Genomic DNA, 26,722 nt, shown 5'->3' on the forward strand with positions numbered 1-26,722 from the left:
CAAGTCCAATTTGGTCTTTTTAAAAAAAATTAGCCCGCCTAAAAACTCAATATACAAAGATATCTCTAAATGAAATTAAAGATTATAACTTTTATTATTACAGCATGTTTTTACGGCATTTCATTTTCTCAGGAAAATGCAGTGAAAAATCCCGAAACAACCTTTTCACAAAAAGAATCCTTTCTTGATACTGTTATTGAGCCGCTTAAAAAAAATCCGTTATATTTTGAAAAAGTGTTTCTTCATACCAATAAAACATCTTATTTTATTGATGACATTGTTTGGTTTAAAGCTTATGTTGGTGACATTTCGAACAAACCTTCTCTAAAAACAACACGTCTCAATGTGAATCTCTTGGATGTAAAAGGCAAAATAATTCAAAATCAGCAAGTTTTTATTTATAAAGGAATCGGAAAAGGACAGTTTATAATAAACGATTCGCTAAAAACTGGAGTTTATTATCTTGAAGCTACGACAAATTACATGAGAAACTTTGGAGATGACAATACCTTTATTCAAGAAATAAATATTCTGAACAACATTTCCGTAAAGCAAACCTCTTCGAAAAATAAATATGATATTCAGTTCTTTCCAGAAGGAGGTTATTTACTGGAGAATGTAGAAAATACAATTGGCATTAAATCATTATGTAATGGAAAAGGAATTGATTATTTAGGCAAGATAATAAATACAAAAAATAAGGAAGTTGCCACTTTTAAAAGCCAGCATTTGGGAATGACAAAGTGTAACTTTCTCTATGAGCCAAATGAAACATACAGTGCCGTTGTCCATATTAATGACACTGTAATAAAAGTAAATCTGCCTGCTGCTCAAAAAACAGGTATGCTTTTAAATCTTGACAATACATCGCCTGAGTATATCAAACTAAGTCTTAAGACAAACAGCAATTCTATTCCTGAAATAAAAAAGAATCGTTACAAACTGTTATTTCATCAAAAAAATAATATTCTAGATTATCTCGAAATTCAAAACTTAGAAGCATTAAATCTAGAAATCGACAAAAAAAACTTCTATAAGGGTATTAATACGATTACCCTTTTTAAAGATAATCAGCCAATTGCGGAAAGAAAATTTTACGTTGAAAAAGAAGTACAACCAATCGTTGCGATAGAAAAAACAACTGTTGAAAATGATTCTATTAACTACAAGCTTAAAATATCTCACTTAGATCAAAGTATAAATGCAAATTTGAGTACGTCAATATTACCTCTAAACGCATTAAATTATACAGAAACCAATACTATAAAAAGTGCTTTCCTCCTATCTCCTTATGTAAAAGGATATATTGAAAATCCTGCCTATTATTTTAATACAAAAAATGATAACAGAAATCAGCATTTAGATTTACTGTTGCTTACGCAAGGCTGGACTCAGTTTACATTAAAAGAAATGATTGCTGACTTAAATCCTGTTTATAAATATGATTTTGAAGCAGGATTTAAGCTAAAGGGCAGCTTGTCAACTCTTCCTGCAAATCATCTGGCTCTGTTAACGACAGATAATATAATTATTGATAAAATATTTTTGAATGGAAAAAAAGATTTCAGCTTCAATAATCTTCTCATTTACAAAGGAGATGCAGTCAAAATTTCATTTGTAAACAATAATAACGAAGCCATAAAACCAGAAAATATTCAGCTTAATAATTTAAAAAACTCGTCGTTGACTAATGTAAACAGTGAAAACAGAATAAAACAAACTTCTATATTAAACGAAAATTCATGGAATGAAATGTATACAGAGGGCTCCATAAAATTGGATGAGATAAGAATTACTGCTCAAAACAAAAGAGCTGTCGATCGAAAAAAACTCATAAAAAAATACCAGCCATTGGTTTTTGATATTGGAAAATATTATGATATAGAAATTGCAGAACATTTTAAGAACAAAGATTTAATGTATTTTTTAAATTTTGATCAAAATGTCAAAATGGTAACCTGGAAAGGTCAAGAAACCTATCTAGAAACTGGAATTGACAAAGAAGCAATTTTATATATTGATGGAAAATATATTTCATCTAATGAATTACTTGGTGTTTCTTTAGAAATAAAAGACATCGAAAACATTATGATTCAAACTGTGAAAGGAAATAAAATTTTTCAGGTTTTCACCACACAAAACTATCAAAATAATATCGTTGAACTTTTTAATCAATACATCATTACAGACGGATTTGATAAAGAGAAAAAATATTATTCACCAATTTACGCTTTCAATACCGAAAAGTACAGTAATTGGACAGAAATTGATTGGAAACCAGATTTACAAACGAATAATGGAGAGGTTTCATTCAAAATAAAATCCAATCCTCAATTACAAGGTTATTTATTTTCAGTTCAAGGTTTTGCACAAGATGGTTCTTTGATTTCAGAAAATTTCAAAATAAATCAATAAACGAATTCATTAATGATCATAGAAGAAGTCCAAAATAAACATTATCCAGCTTTAAAAGAATTGTTTTTAAACGAAAGAAAAAAAACTTTTTCATGGCTCGATACATCCAAATTCCATCTAGATGATTTCGAAAAATACACACAGGGAGAATATATTCTCACTGCATTAGTAAATGATATTCCTGTTGGTTTTATTTCGATTTGGATGCCGACAAATTTTATTCATCATTTATATGTTGACGAAAAATATCAAAACAAAAAAATTGGAACAGAATTATTAAAAGCAGCTATTGCCGTAACAAAATCTGCCGTAACTTTAAAATGTCTAGAAAACAATACAAAAGCAATTGAATTTTATAAAAAAAGAGGATTTACAGAAAAAGAAAAGGCATACTCTCAACATGGCGGCTGTATTTTTTTAAAATCTTCTGAAGAAATAGTTTAACACATTAAACTTGAAAAACATGAACAAAGAAATTCAGGCATATAACGATTCTCAAAGCGATGAAGATCAAAAGATATGCACAGTTTTAAGTACTAAAATCAACCATTTACTGCCCGAAGCCGAGAATAAAATCTGGCATGCACACCCAGTTTGGTTTTTAGATGGAAATCCGATTGTGGGTTACAGCAAATTGAAAGATTCTGTTAGATTGCTTTTTTGGAGCGGACAATCTTTTGACGAAGAAAAACTTCAAAACGAAGGTTCTTTTAAAGCTGCTGAAATCCGTTATACAAACTCCGATCAAATCAATGAAGAAGATTTAAAACGCTGGCTGGAAAAAGGAAAAGAAATTCAGTGGGATTATAAAAATCTTGTAAAACGAAAAGGAGTTCTTATTCGATTAATGACCAAACCCTATTAACTTAAAAAACCAAAATGAAATTTTTTCAATTATTAGCCGTTATCTTTTTTACATCAACAACCTTTTCACAAACCAAAATGCGCCCTGTAAACGAACTTATAGATCCAAAAGATTCTGGATGGAAATTAGTAAAAGAATGGATTGATACTGCCAAAAACAAAGTAGAAATTCTTCCAGCAGATCCACAGCAAGCCAAAGATGCTTTGTATCATACACAAGTAACAACAAAATCACCAATGGGTGCGATTGTATATAAAACCGGCGGAATCATAGTAGACAACGGCTGGATTAGAATCTTAGGCTCAGGCAGTTCCAAACTCAACCGCAGTCTTCCAGATTGGAATAAAGGAAAATCTTTTAAAGAATTTGGAGAAGCTCCTTCTTATTTTTTAATTGCAGACGATGCTCTGGGTGGTTTTTATATATTAAACGGAGGCGCTTTAGGAACAGATCTTGGCAATGTTTATTATTTTTCTCCAGATAATTTAGAATACGAACCGCTTGATATTACCTATTCTCAATTTTTAGAATTCTGCTTTAATAATGACTTAGACAAATTTTATTCAGGCAGCAGATGGGAAAATTGGAAGAAAGAAGTTGCTGTACTGCCAGGCGATCAAGTTTTTAATTTTTATCCATTCTTGTGGTCAGAAGAAGGAAACGATATCAACAAAGTGCAGAGAAAAATAATTCCTATTGAAGAACAATACAGCTTAAATTTAGATTTAAGAAAACAGCTTGGGCATTAGAATGAATTCATTTCAAAACTTAAAACAGCTAAACTTTATGTTTTTGCATCAAGAAATTATTTTTTGTAATTAAAAACGTACATTTGAAAATTACAAATTAAATTTACAATGAATAATTTTAAGCTACTCCCACAGCAATTCTCTTCAATCTTAGCTACAAAAATTTCAAATGGAGAATTTGATTCTGCAAAGCAAATTATTAATAGTGAAAATATCAATGTTAACTCCTATATAAATGCTGAATATTATAACACATTAATAATTGAAGTTCTAACATCATATGGATGCAAAGATGAAATTGAAAGAACAGAAATGATACATTATTTATTAGAAAATGGTGCTAATCCTAATATGTATTGTAAAAGTGGCTATAATGCTCTACACATAGCTGTACAACGCCATAATCTTATAAAGTCACTGGATTTACTTCTCGATTATGGAGGAGATGTGAATTTAACTGACAGTAAAGGAGCAACAGTTGCTTATTGGGCTATACAAGGATTTCCTTGGCGAACAGAAGGTGACGAACGCCAAATTCATTTGAGCGTTATTGAAAAAATAATTATGCTCGGTGCTGATTTGGATTTAAAAAACAAGTTTGATATAACACCTAGAAAATGGCTCGAGCACACATCAGAAGATGTAAAGAAACTTGTAGAAGAATGTGAAAAAAAAGAGCGTTTATATAAACCTAGTGATACTATTTATCCTAAATTCCCAACAAATTACAAATTTCCAGAAGTTGTTGAACAATTAAGAAGTCTTATTCCTTCTAGCGGAAAAGCTAATACAATTGAATCAGAAATGTTAAGGGGTTTAGACAATCTTCAAGATGAAGCCTTTAGAAACGGAAATATTAATTATAATGAACAGCATAAAGGTTTTGCGAAATTTATACAAACAACATTAACTGAGTCGTCAATTTTTGACGAAAAAGAAATTAAGAAAATCAACAGTGTGGCTAAAAAACTTATGAGTTCTAAAAAGCCATATTTACATAATGATGTTTACGATTATTTAACGGATCAGATTTGCATTTATCACAATCACAAAAACAAGAAAGAAGTTAGTAAAAAGAAATGGTGGCAGTTCGGAAAATAATAAAACTTAAGGTCTTTATTAGTATATAATCAATTATCATAACAACGTTTTGCGTTAAATTAATTTGTATTTTAGTAAGATCAGAACTACAACCTAAAACCTTCTAATCATGCTGAAACAAATTTTTCTTCTCCTAATTTTTTGTTTGGGAATTCAAACGTATTCTCAAGAACTTGGTTTCACGATTCCAGATTACAAAGCAATCGAAAAAGAAATTAACGATAAGAATTCCAAATTCTTTTATCCCAAATTAATGGAAAGGCTGACGAAAAATGACACTTTATTATCGCATGAAGAATACCGCCATTTGTATCTAGGATACGTTTTTCAGCCTAAATACAATGCCTTTTGGAAATCGCCAGATGAGCAAAAACTAAACGAATTATTTGGAAAAGAAAAACTCGAAAACGCAGATTATGATGAGATTATTAAATTAATCAATCATTCTTTAAGTGAATTTCCTTTTGACCTCAAACAACTCAATTACCTCTCTTATATTTACCATTTAAAGGGCGACGAAACTTCATCTAAAATCACTTCTTTTAGATTTCACAGTATTATGAATGTGATTTTATCTTCTGGTGACGGAAAAAAATGCGAAACTGGTTTTCATGTTTTACTGGTCGAACACGAATATGTTCTTTTGAACGTTTTCGAAATCGAATCGAAAGGTCAGTCTCTTGTCGACAACTGCGATTATCTAAGTTTTGAAAAAGGTGCTTACAATGTTGACGGTATTTACTTTAATATCGAAAAAATGCTGGAAAACGAAAGAAAAGCAATTCGATAATTTTTTTCAAATTTGCTCTTATAAAAAATTAAATTTCTCTTTTAGCCCCGATGGAAACGGCATCCTTTTTTGGCTCTTCACTCCTATTGTCTGCCAAAAAAGATATAGTGGACAGCGGGACAAGTGGTCTTTTGAAAAACTAAAGTACTGCTTATAAAAACAAAATAACAACTCCAATAGATTTCTGTCTACTGGAGTTTTTTTTTGATAAAAATTATATTTTTATTGTTTATCAATAAATATTTATTATTTTAGCAGCATAACTTTTAATCTAATTACAATGGAAATTAAAATTGGAACACCAGAAATCCTGAAATTTTTGAATATTTTATCTTGGATCATTTTTATTGGTTTATGCATAGAAGCGGGTATGTATTTATTTAATGGTATTTATACAATGACTATAAATTCATACAACGCACGGTTTCTCAATTTACTAGATCTTTATAATTTCAGTCCCAGCCATTATATTCAGGAAATGATTCTTATGAGTATTGTCGCTGTTTTAAAAGCGATTATGTTTTACCTAATTGTAAAAATGCTGCATGAGAAAAAGCTAAATGTGACACAGCCTTTCACTGCAGAAATGGATCGTTTTATATTTTACATGGCTTATCTGGCTTTTGGAATTGGTTTGTTTTCTTACTGGGCTTCAAAATTCAACAATTGGCTCACTACAAATGGTGTAAAGCTTCCTGCGCTAGAAACATTAAATTTAGAAGGTGCCAGTGTATGGATATTTATGGGTGTTATACTATTTGTTATCGGACAGGTTTTTAAAAGAGGAATTGAAATTCAGTCTGAAATTGACTTAACTATTTAAACTAGAAATTATGCCTATAATAGTAAATTTAGATGTAATGATGGCAAAAAGAAAAATGTCATTAAACGAACTTTCAGAAAAAGTAGATTTGACATTATCTAATCTTTCGATTTTAAAAACAGGAAAAGCAAAAGCCATTCGTTTTAGTACACTTGAAGCAATCTGTAAAGTATTGGACTGTCAGCCTGGAGATATTCTAGAATTTTCGGAAGAATAAATTAGATAGCTTTTTTCGATTTAATTTGTATTTTCGTACAAAATTATTTCTATTTCAAAAGGTTTTAAATCTAAAGAATCTAAAAATGAATATTTTAATTGTTTACGCACATCCCAGCAGAAAATCATATACGTTTCAAGTTTTAGAAAAATTAAAATCTGTTTTAGCTCTTGAAAAATGGAATGTAGAAGTTTCCGATTTATATGCTTCCAATTTCAACAGCGATATGTCTGAAGAAGAATACGAACGTGAAGGTTTTGGAAGAACAGAACTGCCGATTTCGGCAGATGTTTGGAGTGAACAAGAAAAAATAGAAAGAGCAGACTGCATTATTTTTCTTTATCCCGTTTGGTGGAGCGATTGTCCTGCTAAACTAAAAGGCTGGTTTGATCGTGTTTATTCTGTTGGATATGCATACGGTCAAAATGAAACTTCAAGAAAAATGAAAACAATTCCCCTTGGACTTGTAATTTGTACAGCTGGACATCCAAATGATTTTTTACATGAAATCGAAATTGCCCAAAGCATGGAAAAAGTAATGCTCCAAGATCGACTTGGAAAACGTTTTGAAAATAAAGAAATGATTATTCTAGGCGGTACTTTGGACTTGGAAAATGTGATGCAAAAGCACTTTGACCAGATGAATCTAATTCCAGAAAAAATAAAAACTATAAAGCAGTAATTACCCAATATTAATAAAAAATGATACAAGAAGACGAGTCACAAAAATCAGTATTTGAAGAAATTCCAACCGAAAAAATTTACTCTTCCAAAGCCATAAAAACAGCAACATTTTTTGCTGGTATTCTAGTTGGAGGATATTGCATTGCCGAAAATTTTAAAGCTTTTAATGATTTTGATAAAGCAAGAAAAACATGGATTTTCACTATAATTTCTACAATAATAGTTATTGTATTGGTATTCTGGCTTCCTGATAACTTTCCTTCAATTTTGTTTCCAGCGGCTTATTTAGGAATGGCTTCTTATGCTGTTCAAACTTATCAAGAAAAAAATATTCAAGACCATATCGAAAAAGGTGGAGAAACTTTCAGCGGTTGGAGAACTTGTTTGATTGGTTTGATCAGTATTTTGATTTTTTTAAGTCTTGTTTTAGGTGCTTCCACATTAATTGACGGTATTTAATTAAATCTTAAAATCAATTTGTTAATAATTTGGAAGAAGGATTAAGAACACTCCTACCTAAAATTTCTATTGACTTTAATAAAATAAACATGAATCTTAAAAAAATAAAAGTTTATCATTTATTTTGGTTTGTTGCTGTATTAGTTGCATTCATTGCATTAGTGTCAAGCAATTATCCTAACTCATCATTAGATATAAACATTTCAGATACTTACTTTGTCATTTCAAATTATCATTTAGCTATTGTTTTATTTTTTTCTTATCTATTAATGGGGCTCGGGTATTGGCTGGTTCTAAAAATTTTAAATAAACAGCTGTTTAAACTTTTGACTATTATTCATACCGTAATTTTAATCGGTAGTTTTCTCTTTTATTGGATCGTTGTAGTATTTGGCAAGCTCCATCTTAATAATCGTACTTATAATTATTTTGATGATTTTGAATTAATCAATATTACTTTAGTGTCTGAATTCTTAATCATAATTTTCGTAGCCACTCCAATTTATATAATCAATTTATTAATTGGAATTTTTAGAAAAAGTAAAACAGAAATGATTCAACATTAAGTTTAAATCTAAATTCTAAAAATCAATTCTAAAATCTAAAGTCTAAAATCTAAAGTCTAAATCAAAAATCTAAAGTCTAAAATCTAAAGTCTAAAATCTAAAGTCTAAAATCCCTCCCCCCCTTCCTTGTCCGAAACACACCGTAAAATTGTCTTTTAAACACCTCAACTAATTGATTTTTAGATTGTAATTTTACTTTACTAATTTATAAATCACTAAAAATGAGCGCACAAAGTTTTACCACAAAAATAATAGTAGATCAATCTCCAGAAGAAGTTTTTAAAGCCATACAAAATGTTAGAAGCTGGTGGTCTGAAGAAATTGAAGGAAACACTGCCGAACTTAATGATGAATTTGATTACCATTATGAAGATGTTCATCGATGCAAAATAAAACTGGTTGAAGTTATTAAAAATGAAAAAATAGTCTGGCTGGTTGAGCAAAACTATTTTAAATTCACCGAAGATAAAACCGAATGGACGGGAACAAAACCAACTTTTAAAATCGCAGAAGAAAACGGAAAAACAGAACTTACATTCACCCATTTCGGATTAGTTCCTGAATATGAATGTTATGAAGTCTGTAAATCTGGCTGGACGAATTATATTCAAAACAGTTTAAAAAAGCTGATTACAACTGGTAAGGGTGAACCGAATGCAACTGGAAAACCTCAAACAGAAACCGAACGAAAATTATCTGAAAAATAAAATACAGATTCATAATTCTATTTTTAGACTACATCAATAATAGATTTGGCTACATCTCTTTGATAGATGCTTCGCAACTTTGTATCATCAAAAAAATAGAATTATGAAAATTATAATTACAGGTTCTTTAGGGAACATCAGCAAGCCTTTAACTGCAGCTTTAGTACAAAAAGGACATTCGGTTACCGTAATTGCAAGCAGCAATGCAAGACAAGAAGAAATTGAAAAATTGGGTGCATCGGCAGCAATTGGTTCTGTAGAAGATTTGAGTTTTTTAACCAAAACTTTTACTGGAGCAGATGCCGTTTATTGTATGATTCCTCGAGCAAATTATTTTGATCCGAATCTTGATTTGGATGCGTTTACACGAAAAATAGGAAATAATTATGCCGAAGCAATCCAACAATCTGGTGTAAAACGTGTTGTTTTTCTGAGCAGTATTGGTGCACATTTAGAACAGAATTCTGGAATTATCCAGCGTTATAACGAGATTGAAGCAGTTCTGAATAAACTTTCAGATGTTTCGATTACGTTTATGCGTCCGACTTCATTTTATTACAATTTGCTGGCTTATATTCCGATGATTAAAAACCAAGGAATCATTGCAGCAAATTATGGTGGAGATCAATTGATTCCGTGGGTTTCTCCAAACGATATTGCCAGCGCTATTGCAGAAGAAATCACAACTCCGCTTGACGGAAGAAAAATTCGTTATGTTTCTAGTGAAGAATTAACGGGTGATGAAACAGCTAAAATTCTGGGCGATGCCATTGGAAAACCAGATTTAAAATGGCAGTTAATCAGCGACGAAGAAGTCCTAAACGGATTAGTTTCTGTTGGGATGCAGCCAAAAATTGCCCAAGGTTTAGTTGAAATGTATGCCGGACTTTACAACGGTACACTAGGTGAAGATTATTATAAGAATCGCGCTTCTGAATTAGGAAAAACAAAACTGGCTGAATATGCCAAAGAATTTGCTTCTATATACAACCAAAATTAAGTACTTTAGACTATGGCAAATCAACAACCCGTTCGAATAAAAAGTATCAGCGAATTTCATCAATTTCGAAATCTGCCTAAACCGGAACATCCTCTTGTAAGTGTTTATAATTTTGAAGATTTAAAATACTTAAACGAAAATGAACCAAAAAGCCTGATGCTTGATTTCTACTCTATTGCACTCAAAAGAAATGCAAATGCAAAAATGCGCTACGGCCAGCAGGAATATGATTTTAAAGAAGGAGTTTTGTTATTTATTTCACCGGGTCAAGTTTTTTCTATAGAAGGAAATTCCGAAATGCAGCATACAGGATGGTCATTATTGATCCATCCTGATTTTTTATGGAATACACCGCTTGCGCAGAAAATCAAACAATACGAATATTTTGGATATGCCGTTCATGAAGCGCTGCACCTTTCTGATAAGGAAGAAAAAATGATTATCGATCTCATCAAAAATATTCAGCAGGAATATCAATCGAATATTGACAAATTCAGCCAAGATGTAATTATTGCCCAAATCGAATTATTGCTTACTTATTCGGAGCGTTTTTATAACCGTCAGTTTATTACCAGAAAAATAAGCAATCATCAGATTCTGGCGCGCTTAGAAAAATTACTTGAAGATTATTTCAACAACGATTCCCTTAGTAAAAAAGGTCTGCCAACCGTACACTATATTGCCGAAAGCCTGAATGTTTCTCCCAATTATTTAAGCGGTTTATTGAAACATCTTACCGGACAAAGCACCCAGCAGCACATTCACAATAAACTGATTGAAAAAGCAAAAGAAAAACTATCGACCACAAGCTTATCTATAAGCGAAATTGCTTTTGAATTAGGTTTCGAACATCAGCAGTCGTTTAGCAAATTATTTAAAACCAAAACGAATGTTTCTCCTCTGGAATTCAGACAATCTTTCAATTAAACATTTAGCGAAACGATTCATTTATTTCATAAATTCGTTGTACTAAAAACGAAAATAAATGAGCACAAAATCTACAATAAAACCTGCCAAAAAATGCTACGAACATCTTGGCGGTAAACTTGGTGAACTCCTTTTAGAAAACTTTGCAGATAAAAACTGGATTGCTAAAAAATCGCCTTCAGACAAACATTTTTACATTACAGAATTGGGCGAAAAAGAGTTTTCTAAATTAGGAATTGATCTCTCAAAAATTAAATCTGAAGAAGTTTAATTTTATAAAATTTCCAGTCATTTTCTGCAATAATTATCGAGCCGAATTCCTTACCTTAGTTTGCTTTTAAATCTCGAATTATGACTAAGAAAGAAATCGCTAAGAACTTTCTGAAATTGGCCGCAAAAGGGCATTCTCACGAAGGTTTTAGATTATATGTCGGAAAGAATTTCAAACATCATAACCAGCACTTCAAAGGTGATGCCGAAACTTTGATGCTGGCTATGGAAGAATCTGCCAGAACAAATCCGAATAAGGTTTTTAAAATTCACCATATTTTAGAAGACGGAAATCTTGTCGCAGTACATTCGCACCTCAAACAAACACCCACAGATATTGGTTTTGCCGTTGTTCATATCCTTAAATTTGAATCGGATAAAATCATCGAACTGTGGGATTTAGGTCAGCCAATTCCTAAAGAAACTATCAATGAAAATGGAATGTTTTAGATTAATGGTGAATTGTGAATTGTGAATTGTTAATTTTCAATCATAAATTTTTAATTTTTAATCTTTAATTTTTAATTGTAAAACACATAAAACACTAATCAACAATCTTTTAATCCATCAATGAAATCATTTTTTAAACTTTCGTCTTTTTTATTTTTAGTACTTGTTTTATCCAGCTGTCATTCGACGGCACAAAAAAAAGTAGATTATAAAAAAAGTATTGACAGTTTAATTCAAAATGCAGATCCGCTTTTTAATGGTGTTGTTCTTATTTCGCAAAAGGGAAAAACTTTGTATTCTAAAGCAAAAGGATATTCTGATTTTGATTCTAAAAAAGTTTTAAAACCAGAAAGTCAGTTTGAGATTATGTCCAACAGCAAACAGATTACAGCTGTTTTGATTTTATTGGAAGTAGAAAAAGGAAAAATTGACCTGCAATCTCCAATTAAAAAATATCTGCCTCATCTTAAACAAACTTGGGCAGATTCGGTTACCGTTCATCAATTATTAAATCATACTCATGGAATTATAGATTTAGATAAACCTTTGGCTTTTAAACCTGGAACCGATTTTAAATACGGAAATTTGAGTTTTAATTTACTTGGTGAAATTGCGGCATATTCGGCACAAAAAAGTGTTTCGGCATTACAAAATGAACTTTTTCAGAAACTGGAAATGAAGAATACTTTTTCTTACGATAAAAGCAAAATTCAAAATTTAGTTTCAGGATATTTTAATGAAAACAATGTTTTAGAAAAAGTAACCCAAAGCCAGATCACACCGCAAAGTTTAGGTGCAGACGGCGTTGTTTCTACCGCAGCAGATTTGGTAATTTGGAATAATAAGCTGCACAACGGGAAAATCTTAAAGCCAGAAACCTATAAATTAATGATAAAGTATAATATTTTGTCGCAGCATAATGTCTTCGGAAAAGACAAAAAAGGCTACGGTTACGGCATAAGAATTATCGACAACGAGCCTATAAAATATTTGGGACACACAGGTTTAGGAGATGGTTTCTCTTCTCTTAACTTATATTTTCCTGATTCTGGAATTAGTTTAATTATTCTAGAAAATCAAATGAACGCTAAATCTGATCTTTTTTATGCTTCAGAAATTAAGATCAAAGACATTTTGATGAAGAGCAAATTATTCAATCAAAAATTATAAAATGGCAAAAAATAAAACTACCGAAACGCAGCAAAGTGTAACTGATTTTATTAATGCTGTCGAAAATGACGCAAAAAGAAATGATGCTTTTGAACTCTTAAAAACAATGCAGGAGACCACAGGTTTTGAACCAAAAATGTGGGGTCCAAGTATAATTGGTTTCGGAAGCTATCATTATAAATACGATAGCGGACACGAAGGTGATGCACCTCTTACCGCTTTTTCTCCTAGAAAAGCTGCCACCACAGTTTATTTTTATTTGCCCGAAGAAAATAGAGAAGAACTTTTGTCCAAACTAGGAAAACACAAATCTTCAAAAGCCTGCATTTACATCAATAAATTGACTGATATCGATATTGAAGTCTTAAAAAAGATAATCTTACTTTCAATTGAATTTACCCAAAAATTATATCCCCAACAATAAAAATGATCACATTCTTAATTATCCTAGTTCTAATAGTTTTTATAACTTATAACTTTTTACAACATCCAAAATTCGGAAAAGCACCTTCTGGTGAAAGGTTAACCACAATTCAAAATTCACCTCAATATAAAAACGGAAAATTCGAAAACCAGCATTTCACGCCAGATCTTGCCGAAGGAGCTAGCTTTGCGGGAGTTTTGTTTGAATTTTTCTTTAAAAAAGTAGACAGAAAAATTCCAACCGATTTGATTCCGTCCGTAAAAACCAATTTACACGAATTACCTATCGATCAGGATATTTTGGTTTGGTTTGGGCATTCGTCTTATTTCATTCAGCTTGAAGGAAAGCGTTTTCTAATCGATCCGGTTTTCAGCGGGAACGCCTCTCCTATTCCCGGCACTACAAAATCGTTTAAAGGATCTGATATTTATACTGTTGATGATCTTCCAGAAATTGATTATTTATTGATTACACACGATCATTACGATCACTTGGATTACGAAACTATCCTAAAATTAAAACCCAAAACTAAAAAAATAATTACTGCTCTTGGAGTAGGCTCTCATTTTGAATTCTGGGGTTTTCTCCCAGAAAATATCATCGAAAAAGATTGGTACAGTACAATAGTATTAGATGAAAATCTTACTATTCACACGACGCCCTCCAGACATTTTTCGGGCAGAAGTTTTAAACGCTGCAATACGCTCTGGACTTCTTTTGTTTTAGAAACTAAAGATTTTAAAATGTATCTGGGCGGAGACAGCGGTTACGATTCGCATTTTGCTGAAATCGGCGAAAAATACGGACCTTTTGATGTTGCGTTAATTGATAACGGTCAATACAACGAAAAATGGAAATACATTCACAACATGCCAGATGATGTGATAAAAGCCATGAAAGATTTAAAAACGAAAAGGGTTTTTCCAGTTCATTCTTCTAAATTTGCTTTATCACTTCACTCTTGGGATGAGCCGTTAATCAGAGTGACAGAATTAAATAGTTTATCTGATAATCCAATCTCTTTGATCACACCTATGATTGGTGAAGCAGTAGAGTTGAAAAACGAAAACCAAGAATTTAAACAATGGTGGAAAGGGGTTAGGTAATTTTTAATGGTGAATTGTGAATGGTTAATGGTTAATTGTTGATTGTTGATTTTACCTGAAACTTGAAACCTGAAACTAAACATTTTCAACGTCACCCTGAGCGTCCCGAGAATTCGGGAGAAGGACACAACGTAAAGGGCTTCGACTTCGCTCAGCCTGACAATGCGGGCAAAAACTTGAAACTTGAAACCTGAAACTTCATAAAAATGAGACAAAAAATAACCTTCTTAACGATTACGTTTCTCCTAACGATAAATCTGTTTGCTCAAAACACTTATGTCTTTTTAGGATCTTATAATCGTGATAAATCGGCAGAGACTATTCAAGTTTATCAGCTCGATACTTTAAGTGGTAAATTGGTGAAGTTTACTTCGGTTAAGAACGTTGTTAATCCTTCTTATTTAACTGTTTCTTCAAATGGGAAATTTGTTTACGCGTGTACCGATACAAAAACGCCGAACGCGGGAAGCATTAGCAGTTTTGAATTTAATCCTGCAGCTAAAAGTCTGACTTTTCTAAACAGTCAGAGAAGCGGAGGCGAAAATCCTGTTTATGTTGCCGTTCACAAAAGTGGCAAATGGATTGCAAATGCCAATTATACAGAAGGAAGCGTTTCTGTTTTCCCGATTTTAGAAAACGGAAAAATAGATTCTATTGCACAGAATTTCCAATATATGGAAGGAAGCACACACAAAGAAAGACAAACAAGATCTCACGTTCATTCCTCTGTATTTTCTCCGCAATTTGATTATCTGTTTTTACCTGATTTGGGTGCCGATAAAATCCGTTGTTATGCTTTTGATGAAAATCAGAAAAAGCCGTTAATGGAAACTAAAAATCCATTTACCAAAACCGATTTAGAAGCTGGTCCAAGACATTTTACCTTTCATCCGAATCAAAAATTTGGGTATTGTATTGAAGAAATGGCGGGTCAAATAAGTGTTTACAAATATAATGATGGCGTTTTAAACAAAATCCAGCGCATTGCTACTCATCCTGACAAAATAAAAGAAGGTTTTGAAAGTTCTGACATTCATATTTCTCCAGACGGAAAATTTCTTTATGCCACAAACCGAGGAAATGAAAACAATATTGCTATTTTCTCTATTGACGAAAATGGCCTTTTGAAAAATATTGGTTATCAACCGACTTTAGGAAAACATCCTCGAATTTTTGCCATTGATGAAAGCGGCAAATTTTTGGTTGCTTCGAATGTTCTCACTGGGAATGTGATTGTTTTTAGAAGAGATCCCAAAACGGGATTACTAAAAAAAGTTGGTAAAGAAATTAAAATGGAAAATGTTTCGTGTGTGCAGATTAAAAGGATTTAATTTATTTTATAATGACATATTCTACGATCTCAATTAAAAACTAACTATAAAACTTCAAAAAATGACAAAACCATATTTCAACTTGCAACCCGATTTTTTAGAAGATGAAATCGTAAAGTTAATTCCTTTAGAAGAAAGTCATTTTGAAGAGCTGTTCAAAGTTGCTTCAGATCCTTTAATTTGGGAACAGCATCCTGCAAAAGACAGAAGTAACAGAGAAGGCTTTAAAACCTTTTTTGAAACAGGAATAAATTCTAAAGGCGCTTTTTTAATTTTAGATAAACAAACCAATGAAATTATAGGAACTACCCGTTATTACGATTATAAACCAGAAAACTCAAATATTGCGATTGGATATACTTTCTTAGCAAGAAAATTTTGGGGCGGACCTTATAATAAATCTTGTAAAAAACTATTGATTGATTATGCTTTTCAATATATAAATTCGATAATATTTCATGTTGCAGCAGAAAATTTCCGTTCGCAGAAAGCCGTTTTAAAACTTGGAGCGCAAAAAACGAATACAATGGTAGTTGTTAATAATGGGATAAATTTACCCCACTTTGAATATGAACTGAAGAAGCGTAATGAATTATAAGTTAGAAGTTATGAGTTATTGGTTAGAAGTTAGAAGTTAGAAGTTAGAAATCAAACTAGAGTCATCAGCTAATTATTGTGGCGCTTACCCAAACTCACAACTTATAACCAATAACTCATAACCAATAACCCTTAACTCATAACCCTGAACCCTGAACCCTGAACCCTGAACCCTGAACCCTGAACCCTTAACCCTGAACTCATAACCAATAACCCTTAACCCTTAACCCTTAACCCTTAACCCTTAACTCATAACCAATAACCCTTAACCCTTAACCCTTAACCCTTAACCCACAACCCATAACTCCAAAAAAAAAATGAAAAGAATTACAGTTTTCTGTGCCTCAAGTTTTGGTACTGATAAAATTTACGAAGAACAAGCAATTGCATTGGGTAGAACTTTAGCCGAACAAAATATAGAATTAGTATATGGAGGTGCTAATGTAGGTTTGATGGGCGCAGTTGCCGATGGAACTTTAAATGCAGGCGGAAAAGTAATTGGCGTTCTTCCTAACTTCTTAAGATCTAAAGAAATTGCACATCAAGGCTTAACCGAATTGATTTTGGTTGAAAGTATGCATGAACGCAAAACCAAAATGAATGAATTATGCGACGGTGTAATTGCGCTTCCAGGTGGTTTTGGAACTCTTGAAGAGCTTTTCGAAATGCTGACTTGGGCACAATTAGGACTTCATAAAAAGCCTATTGCAATTTTAAACATAAATGGTTTCTACGATTCACTTTTAGAATTGCTTCAAACTATGACGGAAAAAGGTCTTTTAAAAGAAGTAAATCAAAAAATGCTTTTGGTGAGTGAGGATATAGAAGATTTACTAAACCAAATGAAAAATTATACTCCTCCAACAGTTGGAAAATGGATTGATAAAAAGGAAGTTTAAAACCTTTTTAAAAATACTGTAAAACATTCAACCAAAATTAACTAACCAAAAAACATGAAGAAAATTACCTTATTATTATTTATCATTTCTTTAATTACTTTCAAAACAACGGCACAAGATTCAAAAGTTAAATTCGGAATACAAGGCGGTTTAAACTACTCCAGCCTTAGAGGTTACGATTCTTATGTAGACAGCAATCCTGGTTTCGCTTACGTATTAGGATTTTCTTTTCAACATCAAATTCAAGAAAATTTATCGATAAAAGCAGATTTGAATTATGAGAGAAAAACTCAGATTTCGAAAGGTACAATCGAAGTATTAGAACCAACGCTTCCAACAGAACCATTTGGAACTTATAAATTTAAAGCAACAGCATATTTAAATTATATCGTACTTCCTATTTTGTTAAAATACAATTTCTCTGATGATAAAAGTTTTTACATAAATGGTGGACCTTATTTAGGTTATTTACTTAAATCTGGTCTAAAATCAAACTCAAATATTCCAGGTTTAATTAATGAAAATGATGAGGACACAAAAAATAAAAAATCTATAGATTTTGGTTTTTCAGCAGGAATTGGAAAAGAATTTAAATTAAATGGTACTAATCAAATTTATATTGAATTAAGAGAAAATCTTGGCTTAACAAATATTTCTGACACTCCAGTTATAAACGATGGTTCTATAAAAACCAACTCACTTAATTTATTAGTAGGTTACACTTTTAATTAATTTTTGACATTTTTACTACAGCAATTTCATAATTTAGAGGTCGGAAGAAAAAATTGAAGTTTGACTGTAAAATATTGTTTTACATAGAACTTATAACATCTAACCTTCAAACAAATGAAAACAGAAAACAACAAATTTGCAAAAGCCGAAATGCTGATTCGGAAACCGGTTTCAGAAGTTTTTGAGGCTTTTGTAAACCCACAGATTACTAGCAAATTTTGGTTTACTAAAGGTTCAGGAAAGCTGGAAGAAAACCAAAAAACAGAATGGACTTGGGAAATGTATGGTTTTTCGCTTACGGTTCAAACATTGGTTTTACAGGAAAATAAAAAGATTGTTATTGAATGGGGAAATCCAGACGAAATTACTTTAGTAGAATGGGTTTTTAGTCCGTTAAACGAAAATGAAACTTTTGTGAGTATTACAAATTCAGGCTTTCATGGTGATACAGATAAAATAATCGATCAGGTTCGCAATTCTACAGAAGGTTTTACATTGGTTTTAGCAGGTGCAAAAGCGTATTTAGAGCATAACTTACAATTAAATTTAGTTTTAGATCGATTTCCGAAAGGTCTTGCTTGATGGTTATTTAAACGCAAAGAACACAAAGGTTTTTAGCAAAGTCCGAGAAGTTTTTTGGACGGTCTTTAAAATGGAAAGTTCACAAAGCTTTATTTATTTTTTTTTACAGACAAAGCTTTGCGAACTTAATAAATAGGTTTCTCCCAAGTCTCGTAATTAAAATACCTTAGCGCACTTTGCGTTAAAAACAAAAGGCATATTTTGATTTTAGCTTCAAGCTTACTTGAGAAACTTGAAACCTGAAACTAAAAAAAACAACACAAAATGGAAGTTAAAAAACCTGAAAACATAGACGAATACATTGGCGGATTTCCGAATGAAGTTCAGGAAATTTTGGAGAAAATTCGAATGACGATTCAAAAAGCTACTCCAGAAGCCAAAGAAAAAATCAGTTATTCGATGCCGGCTTTTGAACAGAACGGGATTGTAGTTTATTTTGCTGCTTTTAAAAATCATATCGGACTTTACGCATTGCCAAGCGGACATGAAGCTTTTGCTGCAGAACTTTCTAAATATAAATCCGGGAAAGGCTCTGTTCAATTTCCATTGAAAGAAAAAATACCTTATGATTTGATAACCAAAATTGTAAAATTCAGAGTGAAAGAAAATCTCGAAAAAGCGAAAAAGAAATAAGCCTTTATGAATTTAATTGAACATTATAATCAACTTTATAAAACCTCTTCTCAAACTATTGCAGCAGGGAACTATGGTATTGATTCAGAACTTAAAAACGAATCTGATTCCCGTTTCGGGATTACATTGCTTATTCGTCCAAACGAAGAAATAAAAGAGAACATTCAAACTTTTATAAACGAATTAAGAAAAGCCGAACCAGAACAATATTTCTATCCTGATTCTGACATTCATATTACTGTAATGTCGATTATTTCTTGTTCTACAGCATTTCATTTAAGTCAGATTTCGCCAAACGAATACATTGAAATTATTTGCAGGAGTTTGGTTGATGTAGATAAAATTAAAATTCACTACAAAGGTGTAACTGCCTCACCTTCGGCAATTATGATTCAAGGATTTCCATCTGATGATACTTTGAATAATTTAAGAAACAGACTTCGCGAAAATTTTAAAAATTCTGGTTTACAACAGAGTATAGACAGTCGATATGAAATTTTCGCCGCGCATTCTACGATAATGCGTTTTCAGGAAAAACTTCATGATCCCAAAAAACTAATGGAAATAACAGAAAAATTCCGTGATTACGATTTTGGAGAATTTGATGTAAAAAATATAGAATTAGTATATAATGACTGGTATCAGCGTAAAAGTACTACGCGTATTTTGGGTGATTTTGGTTTGAGGTGATTTTTTCGCCGCGAATTCCACTAATTTGCACTAATTATTTATTTCAACTAACAAGCAACTCTTCAAAGTTTATTTGAACTTTCCAAAATGCCATAAAACTCCAGACGGATCATGCAGAAAACATTCGCTTCCCCAATCTAAATAACGAATCGGAGTTAATTTTACCCCGTCGTACCTTTCAGGAAGATTTAAAACTTGAAGATCATTATAATAACGCTCAACATCATCAACTTCAATAAAAATCATAGTATTATCAATCCAATCTTTGACGTAAGCATCTTGCAGGTAAAATGCAATTTCATTGGATTTAAAAACAGACATTTTTGTGTCTAAAACTGTTTCTTCAAATCCTAGATCACGATAAAAACTTCTTGAAACTTCGAAATTTTTAGAACCAATAAATGGTCGAATTGACTTTACGTTGTGATTCATTTTTTTTAGATTTTATACATTATTAAAACCATTCAATTCCTTTATCTAGTCGATCAAAAAAATCAGTAAAGGAATTTCCAATTTCGATATGATATTTGGTATTTAAATCAATAAAAGGAGAAAGAATAATTTTTACAGAATTATTGTCTTCAAATTCAATTCCAATAAATTCACCGCTTCCATTAGTTCCGATAGCCAGTGTTTGTGGTAATCGCTCAAATATATGATACTCTAAATTTGCATCAATTATTTCTTCTAAACTCCAAAGTTTTATAAACTCAACTCCAATAAATTGATCTATTCCTAAATAATTCTCTATATAAAAAACATAATCTTCTGGAAGATCGAATTTTAAATGCGCCTGAATATCCTCAATTTGTATAGAAGATTTAGAGTCCCTTTTAGAAAAATCATACTTTCTTAAAATCTCGTTCAACACTTCCATTACTATAAATTTATGTCGTTATAATAAATTAAAAACCATTTATTTCCAATCAATTTAAATTGTCTTTCGACTTCAAAACCACTGTCTGGAATCCAAAATCTTTCCGTAATTAAAGTATCCGTTTGTACTAAAGAATGTTGATATTCTCCAATTTCAGTTTTTTCAGCTACAGGAACAGCTTGAAACTGCCAGTTTTTTCTATTCCAGTCGTATTGTTCAAAACCAGAAACATGTTTCCCTTCAATAGGAAAATCAACTCTTGAAACCTGAAACACGGAATCTGAATGAAACTTTTTATTGAATTCGTCGAAATTTTCTGCTGGTTCACTTTTTTCCAATTTCTTAACCGAAGAATCCGATTTTGATTTTTGCTGGATTTTATTCTCTTTACAACTTATAAAAATAACCGAAAGAACGAAAAAAATAACTGTACTGTATTTCATAAGAAATAAGTTTTAACTCTTCTTCAAAATACTTCCCAAACCACGTCCAATTTGTTCGATAGCCTCGATACCTTTTGCCAATGGAGATGCTGTAAAATCTTCGTAAGCGTCCATCGCGCTTTCTTTACGGTCGTCTTGCGGATAAACTAAAATTACGTTATTCTCGCCAAAAGACTTTTCAAACTTCTGAGGCAGTTTGTCAAAAATCGATTGGTAAGAAACAGAACCTTTTCGAGAAAGATTGAAAACTACTAAATCTGTTGATTTCATTTCATCAGAAATAGATTCAAAATCTTCCCAATCCGAAACATTTTTAAACCCTAATTTAGCATTCAACTTCAAATTATTAGCAATCTGCTGAATGGTTTCATGCGTTTTATATTCGGCATAAAGCACAATCGAAATACTTAATTCCTGCGATAAACGACAAATTTTTTGAAGCAGTAAATGAAAACCAACTCCTCTTTCTGAAAATGGCGGACAAACAAAAACTAATCTTTTTTCTTCGATAAAATTCTTTTGAAAACGGCAGATAAATAAACTTTTATCAACGTTATTAATAATGGAATCGACGTTTTCTCCAAAGATTTTATCAATAAATCCTGTTTTTCTCGGCCATCCTACAATCACAATATCCGACATAATTTCTTTTGAAGTTCTCGCAATTCCACTTGCAGGATTGTGGTCGATTCTGGCAATTGTATTAATTTTTACTTCCGAGGCAGAAGCCTGAACTACAAACTTATCAACTGCTTTTCGGTACTTCAAAATATTCTTTTCGGCTTGACCGTTATTCGGAACAATCGTCAGCAGTGTAACGGGATTAGACGATTTTTTATCTTTAATCAATAAAGCAAAATCAAGCAAACTGGCTGCTGCAGAAGTTTTCGCAAGCGGAATCAAAATATGTTCGTCTAAAATTTGATCTCTTCCAGTATCTTCATGTGAAATTTCTTCTTCGCAGATGGCAATTTTTTTGGCCGCTTTTTCAGTTGCAAATGAAGCTACGATACAAGTTATCAGAATTAAAATAATGGTTCCGTTTAAAATATTCTCATCTAAGATTTTGGCTTTAAATCCAACTAAAATCACGGCTAGAGTTGCGGCCGCGTGCGCACTGCTCAATCCGAAAATAAGCTGTCTTTCGGTTTTTGTATATTTAAATACAAGCTGTGTAAAAAATGCTGCAATCCATTTTCCAAATATCGCAACAACACTTAAAGTTCCAGCAACAATTAAAGCAGTTGGTCCGCTAAGAATTACGCTTACATCAACCAGCATTCCAACAGAAATCAAGAAAAATGGTATAAACAAAGCGTTCCCAATAAACTCAATTCTATTCATCAAAGCAGAAGAATGCGGAATTAACGGATTTAGCGCCAAACCTGCAACGAATGCTCCGATAATAGGCTCTACTCCTGCTACTTCGGCTAAGAAAGCTGCAAAGAAAACAACAGAAAGCACAAATATATAATGGGCGTGTTTTTCACTTTCTAATTTTTTGAAAAACCATTTGGCAATTCTTGGAATAACCAAAAACATTATGGCAGAAAAAATCGCCAATGAAACCCCTAATTTGATCCAAAAAGCTTGATTTAGATTCCCTTGACTGCTTCCCATAATTACGGCAAGAATTATCAAAACTGCAGTATCAGTCAAAATTGTTCCGCCGACTGTAATAGCAACGGCTTGATTTTTAGCAATTCCCAGTTTACTCACAATTGGATACGCCACTAATGTGTGTGTCGCGAACATACTGGCGGTTAAAAAACTGGCATTGAAATCATATTTCAACAAATAAAAACAAACTGGAAAACCTATAGAGAGCGGAAATATAAAAGTAAAAAAACCGAATAATAAACTCTTATTTCGATTGGCTTTGAATTCATTCATATCCAATTCTAAACCCGCAATAAACATGATGTACAAAAGTCCGATTGTGGAAAATAAATCGACAGCAGAATTTTTGGCCAGAATGTTTAATCCGTGCGGCCCGATGATTACTCCCGAGATAATAAGTCCGATGATTCCGGGGATATTAATTTTTTTTAGTAAAATCGGCGAAAGCAGAATTATAAAAAGTATTAAAGAAAAAATTAACACGGGGTTGGTGAGCGGTAATTCGAATTCTTGTAATAGATGTTTGAAAAATTCTATCATATTGTAACTTTATCTTCTTGTGGCATTATAATTTGTAAAAAGACATTTTTCAGAATTAGAACAAAATCCCTGAAGTATTAATAATTGGAAAGAATCGCGCTGATTTTCACAGCTTGATTTACTACAAAAATACCTAAAAAACACGAACTTTCTACGAAAACTGCATATTACGGATTTAAATTTATTTCGTTGCTGAATTATTAAAATTTAATATTTATTTTAACAAATACGCAAGATTAACATTCAAAAATAAATCTTCATTGCATTATTCAATTATCTTTGTCTTAACAAAAATTGAACAATGGAAGAATGTATCTCTGTTTTTGATATGCTTAAAATTGGCGTTGGCCCTTCAAGCTCACACACTTTGGGTCCTTGGCGCGCTGCGGAACGCTTTCTGGAAGAACTGAAAGAAGAAGCAATTTTAGAAGATATTACAAGGGTAAAAGTTGATTTATACGGTTCTCTTTCTTTAACTGGAAAAGGGCACGCAACAGATCTTGCCGTTATGCTCGGATTGAGCGGTCAGGATCCTGAATATATTCCAGTTGAGGATATTGCTGGAATTATCAAAAAGATCGAAACTACAAATGAAATCAATTTGGGAAACCAAAAAGTGATTCCGTTTTATTTTCTCCAAGACATTGTTTTCAACAAAGAATTCCTTCCTTTCCATGCCAACGGATTGAAATTTACGGCTTACAAAGCTGATAATTCGGAATATGAATCTACTTTTTATTCTATCGGCGGCGGTTTTGTGGTAAAAGAAGAACGCATAAATGCTAAACGAAAAGAAGTTATCAAATGTGCTTTTCCATATCCAATTCAGAAAGCTGCGGAATTATTAAATTATACAATTTCTGAAAACAAATCGATTTCTGAAATTGTGTATGAAAATGAAATTTCAATGCGTCCTGAAGCAGAAGTGCATTCTGAATTAATGCGTATTTGGAATACGATGTTAGAATGTATGTACATTGGCTGTCATTCTGAAGGAATTCTTCCAGGCGGACTTCATGTTCGAAGAAGGGCTTTTGACATGCATCAAAATCTTATCGGTTTATCTAATTATAATGATCCGCAAAGCTGGTTAGAAGAAATTAGAAAAACCGAAGTTAAATTTCGCCAGATCCTAAAATGGGTCAGCTGTTTTGCACTTGCCGTGAACGAAGTAAATGCATCTTTAGGACGTGTAGTTACTGCTCCAACTAACGGAAGTTCTGGTGTAATTCCTGCTGTTCTAATGTATTATATGGTTATTGAAAACCACAATGCAGGCGAAAAAGAAATCAAACAATTTTTATTAGTGGCCGGCGAAATTGGAAGTATTTTCAAAAAAGGTGCTACAATTTCAGCTGCAATGGGCGGATGTCAGGCAGAAATTGGCGTTTCGTCTTCAATGGCCGCAGCGGCGCTTTGCGAACTAATGGGCGGTACTCCTGCTCAGGTTTTAATGGCTGCAGAAATTGCGATGGAACATCATCTTGGCTTGACTTGTGATCCAATTGGCGGTCTGGTTCAGATTCCTTGTATCGAAAGAAATACAATGGGTGCTATAAAGGCTATAAATGCGGCTGAATTAGCCTTAGAAACTGATTCTAAAAATGCTAAAGTACCATTGGATAAAGTAATTAATACCATGTGGGAAACAGCAAAAGACATGAATTCCAAATACAAAGAAACCTCAGAAGGCGGACTTGCAATTGCTGTTAATATGGCTGATTGTTAAAAATATTTATTTGCCACGAATTACACAAATTTACACGAATTCATTTTTTATTCACTTCGTGAAAAATTCGTGTAAATTCGTGTAATTTGTGGCAAAACCAAAATCAACTTCATGAAAAAACTTTACTTTTTACTTTTTTTCTGTTCGCTTTTACTGCATTCCCAAGAACGTTATTTTCTAAATTCTGATACAAGATTATACACTTCTCCAAATTCTTCTGCAGATTTTTTAGGTTATTTTAAATATGGTGCAGAAGTTCGTTTATTGGGTGAAAGTCAAAATGGCTGGCAAAAAGTACAAGCCGACAATTTTAATGAAGGATTTATTGAAGAGAAATTTTTAGCAACAAGACTGAATGCTAAAGATGTAAAAACTAAAGATCCTCAAAACCCAATTCTTGAAGGCGGCGATGCTTATTACGGCAGCAATCACCTTTTTGTTTTAGCAGCTGGACTCAAAGCAAGGGCATTACCAGATAAAAATTCAAAAATTAGAGAAATTCTTTTTACCGGCGATCCTGCTGCGGTAAATTATCTTCCTGTAAATCCAGACGAATGGGTAAATATTAACGGTAGTTTTTCTGAAGAATATGCCAAATTTACACTGAGAAAATTTCTCGGTTCAAGACCTAATTTTAATGCTTTAATAAAAGACTTTGATAAATTAGATATTAATGCGATTGCCGAGCGTAAAACATTGAGCGAAAGAATTGTAGAATTGGCTTGGAACAGCGATTATTCCAGCTTAGTTCCAGCGTATCAAAGATATTATGAAGTGGTTAAGCAGATAAATGATCCTAAATTAATAGCTGAAACAGAATTGAATATGGCTTTAGCCAAAGCCTTATCCAAACATAAACAGCCTGAAGAAATTATTGCTTTTATCCAGAAATCTCAATATTCGTTAAAAGGATTTAAAACAAAATCTGTTTATATATCGCAGGCTGATCTGGTTAAAACATTTGGAAATCCGCCCAAGAAAACTCGTATTTCAGACGAATGCGGTCTTTACTTAAGTGACTTGTTTTATTATTATCCAGATTTGGAAGTTTCTGTAGATGAGAAACAAAACAAAGCCGAAATCATTAAAGTTTTCATCAACGAAAACAACAAATTTATACTAAATCAAAATGCCGTTTTAGATCATACGCTGTCTGAAAAAGCTTTCATTGAAAAATATGGAACTTATATTGAAGCTTCGTTAAAATCACCACACATATACTCTATCATAATGGAAGACAGTCAATTTAGATTAGAATTTAAAAACGGAAAGCTATTTTCTGTCGAAATATTCTATTATTGCTGATTCTCAGTTTACAATTATTCA

General features: G+C 32.2%; 32 protein-coding genes. 28 read left to right on the forward strand and 4 right to left on the reverse strand.

The genetic code is table 11. The annotated features are described in order from the left end of the window. Positions 1-69 precede the first annotated feature (69 nt). The 26 genes from QE431_RS15650 to QE431_RS15775 all read left to right on the forward strand — a co-directional run bounded on the left by QE431_RS15650 (position 70) and on the right by QE431_RS15775 (position 20,187). Positions 70-2,415 (forward strand): hypothetical protein, encoded by a 2,346-nt coding sequence (locus tag QE431_RS15650; RefSeq protein WP_307297580.1) that lies wholly within the window; start codon positions 70-72, stop codon positions 2,413-2,415. 12 nt (positions 2,416-2,427) lie between these two features. Further along, positions 2,428-2,859 carry a GNAT family N-acetyltransferase gene (locus QE431_RS15655; RefSeq protein WP_307297582.1) on the forward strand — a complete coding sequence of 144 codons (432 nt, stop codon included), beginning with the start codon at positions 2,428-2,430 and terminating at the stop codon, positions 2,857-2,859. A gap of 19 nt (positions 2,860-2,878) precedes the next feature. Then, positions 2,879-3,280: a DUF1801 domain-containing protein gene (locus QE431_RS15660; RefSeq protein WP_307297585.1), complete on the forward strand. Its 402-nt coding sequence runs from the start codon at positions 2,879-2,881 to the stop codon at positions 3,278-3,280. 14 nt (positions 3,281-3,294) lie between these two features. Beyond that, positions 3,295-4,029 (forward strand): DUF2625 domain-containing protein, encoded by a 735-nt coding sequence (locus tag QE431_RS15665; RefSeq protein ID WP_307297587.1) that lies wholly within the window; start codon positions 3,295-3,297, stop codon positions 4,027-4,029. A 108-nt stretch (positions 4,030-4,137) separates the two neighbouring features. Next, entirely contained in the window at positions 4,138-5,130 is a 993-nt protein-coding gene (locus tag QE431_RS15670) for an ankyrin repeat domain-containing protein (RefSeq protein ID WP_307297590.1), read from the forward strand. Between the two features lie 109 nt (positions 5,131-5,239). Further along, positions 5,240-5,920: a DUF4919 domain-containing protein gene (locus QE431_RS15675; protein ID WP_243839317.1), complete on the forward strand. Its 681-nt coding sequence runs from the start codon at positions 5,240-5,242 to the stop codon at positions 5,918-5,920. A 280-nt stretch (positions 5,921-6,200) separates the two neighbouring features. Then, complete coding sequence (locus QE431_RS15680) at positions 6,201-6,743, forward strand: DUF2975 domain-containing protein (RefSeq protein WP_057116633.1); 543 nt, start codon at positions 6,201-6,203, stop codon at positions 6,741-6,743. 10 nt (positions 6,744-6,753) lie between these two features. Next, positions 6,754-6,960: a helix-turn-helix transcriptional regulator gene (locus QE431_RS15685; RefSeq protein ID WP_057116634.1), complete on the forward strand. Its 207-nt coding sequence runs from the start codon at positions 6,754-6,756 to the stop codon at positions 6,958-6,960. A gap of 85 nt (positions 6,961-7,045) precedes the next feature. Continuing rightward, positions 7,046-7,642: an NAD(P)H-dependent oxidoreductase gene (locus tag QE431_RS15690; RefSeq protein WP_134139983.1), complete on the forward strand. Its 597-nt coding sequence runs from the start codon at positions 7,046-7,048 to the stop codon at positions 7,640-7,642. 20 nt (positions 7,643-7,662) lie between these two features. Beyond that, positions 7,663-8,103: a hypothetical protein gene (locus QE431_RS15695; protein WP_281866254.1), complete on the forward strand. Its 441-nt coding sequence runs from the start codon at positions 7,663-7,665 to the stop codon at positions 8,101-8,103. An 89-nt stretch (positions 8,104-8,192) separates the two neighbouring features. Continuing rightward, positions 8,193-8,669 (forward strand): hypothetical protein, encoded by a 477-nt coding sequence (locus QE431_RS15700; RefSeq protein ID WP_307297602.1) that lies wholly within the window; start codon positions 8,193-8,195, stop codon positions 8,667-8,669. Positions 8,670-8,890: 221 nt separating this feature from the next. Then, complete coding sequence (locus QE431_RS15705; protein ID WP_134139978.1) at positions 8,891-9,376, forward strand: SRPBCC domain-containing protein; 486 nt, start codon at positions 8,891-8,893, stop codon at positions 9,374-9,376. A gap of 103 nt (positions 9,377-9,479) precedes the next feature. Continuing rightward, positions 9,480-10,376, forward strand: a complete 897-nt coding sequence (locus tag QE431_RS15710; RefSeq protein WP_134139976.1) for an NAD(P)H-binding protein — start codon at positions 9,480-9,482, stop codon at positions 10,374-10,376. Between the two features lie 12 nt (positions 10,377-10,388). Next, entirely contained in the window at positions 10,389-11,303 is a 915-nt protein-coding gene (locus QE431_RS15715) for an AraC family transcriptional regulator (RefSeq protein WP_134139975.1), read from the forward strand. A gap of 58 nt (positions 11,304-11,361) precedes the next feature. Continuing rightward, positions 11,362-11,574: a hypothetical protein gene (locus tag QE431_RS15720; protein ID WP_057116641.1), complete on the forward strand. Its 213-nt coding sequence runs from the start codon at positions 11,362-11,364 to the stop codon at positions 11,572-11,574. Positions 11,575-11,654: 80 nt separating this feature from the next. Further along, positions 11,655-12,023 (forward strand): nuclear transport factor 2 family protein, encoded by a 369-nt coding sequence (locus QE431_RS15725; RefSeq protein WP_057116642.1) that lies wholly within the window; start codon positions 11,655-11,657, stop codon positions 12,021-12,023. 120 nt (positions 12,024-12,143) lie between these two features. Then, a complete protein-coding gene (locus QE431_RS15730; protein WP_134139972.1) occupies positions 12,144-13,193 on the forward strand; it encodes a serine hydrolase in 1,050 nt (349 codons plus the stop codon). Between the two features lies 1 nt (position 13,194). Continuing rightward, positions 13,195-13,617, forward strand: a complete 423-nt coding sequence (locus tag QE431_RS15735) for a DUF1801 domain-containing protein (RefSeq protein ID WP_134139970.1) — start codon at positions 13,195-13,197, stop codon at positions 13,615-13,617. A gap of 2 nt (positions 13,618-13,619) precedes the next feature. Next, the gene (locus tag QE431_RS15740; RefSeq protein ID WP_134139969.1) at positions 13,620-14,723 is read left to right on the forward strand and encodes an MBL fold metallo-hydrolase; all 1,104 of its coding nucleotides are present in this window, start codon (positions 13,620-13,622) and stop codon (positions 14,721-14,723) included. A gap of 206 nt (positions 14,724-14,929) precedes the next feature. Then, positions 14,930-16,054, forward strand: coding sequence for a lactonase family protein (locus QE431_RS15745; protein ID WP_307297609.1), 1,125 nt, complete (start codon positions 14,930-14,932; stop codon positions 16,052-16,054). A gap of 61 nt (positions 16,055-16,115) precedes the next feature. Continuing rightward, positions 16,116-16,652 carry a GNAT family N-acetyltransferase gene (locus QE431_RS15750; RefSeq protein WP_057116647.1) on the forward strand — a complete coding sequence of 179 codons (537 nt, stop codon included), beginning with the start codon at positions 16,116-16,118 and terminating at the stop codon, positions 16,650-16,652. A 316-nt stretch (positions 16,653-16,968) separates the two neighbouring features. Then, entirely contained in the window at positions 16,969-17,550 is a 582-nt protein-coding gene (locus QE431_RS15755) for a TIGR00730 family Rossman fold protein (RefSeq protein ID WP_134139966.1), read from the forward strand. 54 nt (positions 17,551-17,604) lie between these two features. Next, positions 17,605-18,282 carry a porin family protein gene (locus QE431_RS15760; protein ID WP_307297610.1) on the forward strand — a complete coding sequence of 226 codons (678 nt, stop codon included), beginning with the start codon at positions 17,605-17,607 and terminating at the stop codon, positions 18,280-18,282. A gap of 114 nt (positions 18,283-18,396) precedes the next feature. Beyond that, positions 18,397-18,864, forward strand: coding sequence for an SRPBCC family protein (locus tag QE431_RS15765; RefSeq protein ID WP_134139965.1), 468 nt, complete (start codon positions 18,397-18,399; stop codon positions 18,862-18,864). Between the two features lie 264 nt (positions 18,865-19,128). Further along, positions 19,129-19,497 (forward strand): iron chaperone, encoded by a 369-nt coding sequence (locus QE431_RS15770; RefSeq protein WP_307297613.1) that lies wholly within the window; start codon positions 19,129-19,131, stop codon positions 19,495-19,497. Between the two features lie 6 nt (positions 19,498-19,503). After that, on the forward strand, positions 19,504-20,187 hold the full coding sequence (locus QE431_RS15775; RefSeq protein ID WP_307297615.1) for a 2'-5' RNA ligase family protein: 684 nt from the start codon (positions 19,504-19,506) through the stop codon (positions 20,185-20,187). Between the two features lie 69 nt (positions 20,188-20,256). Here QE431_RS15775 and QE431_RS15780 read toward each other — a convergent pair whose 3' ends face one another. Genes QE431_RS15780 through QE431_RS15795 form a run of 4 tightly spaced genes read right to left on the reverse strand, consistent with a single transcriptional unit; the run spans position 20,257 to position 23,667 of the window. Further along, on the reverse strand, positions 20,257-20,619 hold the full coding sequence (locus QE431_RS15780) for a glyoxalase (RefSeq protein ID WP_307297616.1): 363 nt from the start codon (positions 20,617-20,619) through the stop codon (positions 20,257-20,259). 22 nt (positions 20,620-20,641) lie between these two features. Then, positions 20,642-21,064, reverse strand: a complete 423-nt coding sequence (locus QE431_RS15785; RefSeq protein WP_134139961.1) for an SMI1/KNR4 family protein — start codon at positions 21,062-21,064, stop codon at positions 20,642-20,644. 2 nt (positions 21,065-21,066) lie between these two features. Next, positions 21,067-21,507: a hypothetical protein gene (locus tag QE431_RS15790; RefSeq protein WP_134139960.1), complete on the reverse strand. Its 441-nt coding sequence runs from the start codon at positions 21,505-21,507 to the stop codon at positions 21,067-21,069. A 12-nt stretch (positions 21,508-21,519) separates the two neighbouring features. Next, complete coding sequence (locus tag QE431_RS15795; protein WP_057116655.1) at positions 21,520-23,667, reverse strand: cation:proton antiporter; 2,148 nt, start codon at positions 23,665-23,667, stop codon at positions 21,520-21,522. A gap of 301 nt (positions 23,668-23,968) precedes the next feature. Here QE431_RS15795 and QE431_RS15800 point away from each other — a divergent pair, with 301 nt between their 5' ends. Further along, entirely contained in the window at positions 23,969-25,396 is a 1,428-nt protein-coding gene (locus QE431_RS15800) for an L-serine ammonia-lyase (RefSeq protein ID WP_307297619.1), read from the forward strand. A 111-nt stretch (positions 25,397-25,507) separates the two neighbouring features. Continuing rightward, positions 25,508-26,701 (forward strand): SH3 domain-containing protein, encoded by a 1,194-nt coding sequence (locus QE431_RS15805; protein ID WP_307297620.1) that lies wholly within the window; start codon positions 25,508-25,510, stop codon positions 26,699-26,701. Positions 26,702-26,722 lie beyond the last annotated feature (21 nt).

Source organism: Flavobacterium sp. SORGH_AS_0622, from assembly GCF_030818825.1.
Classification (GTDB): Bacteria; Bacteroidota; Bacteroidia; order Flavobacteriales; family Flavobacteriaceae; genus Flavobacterium.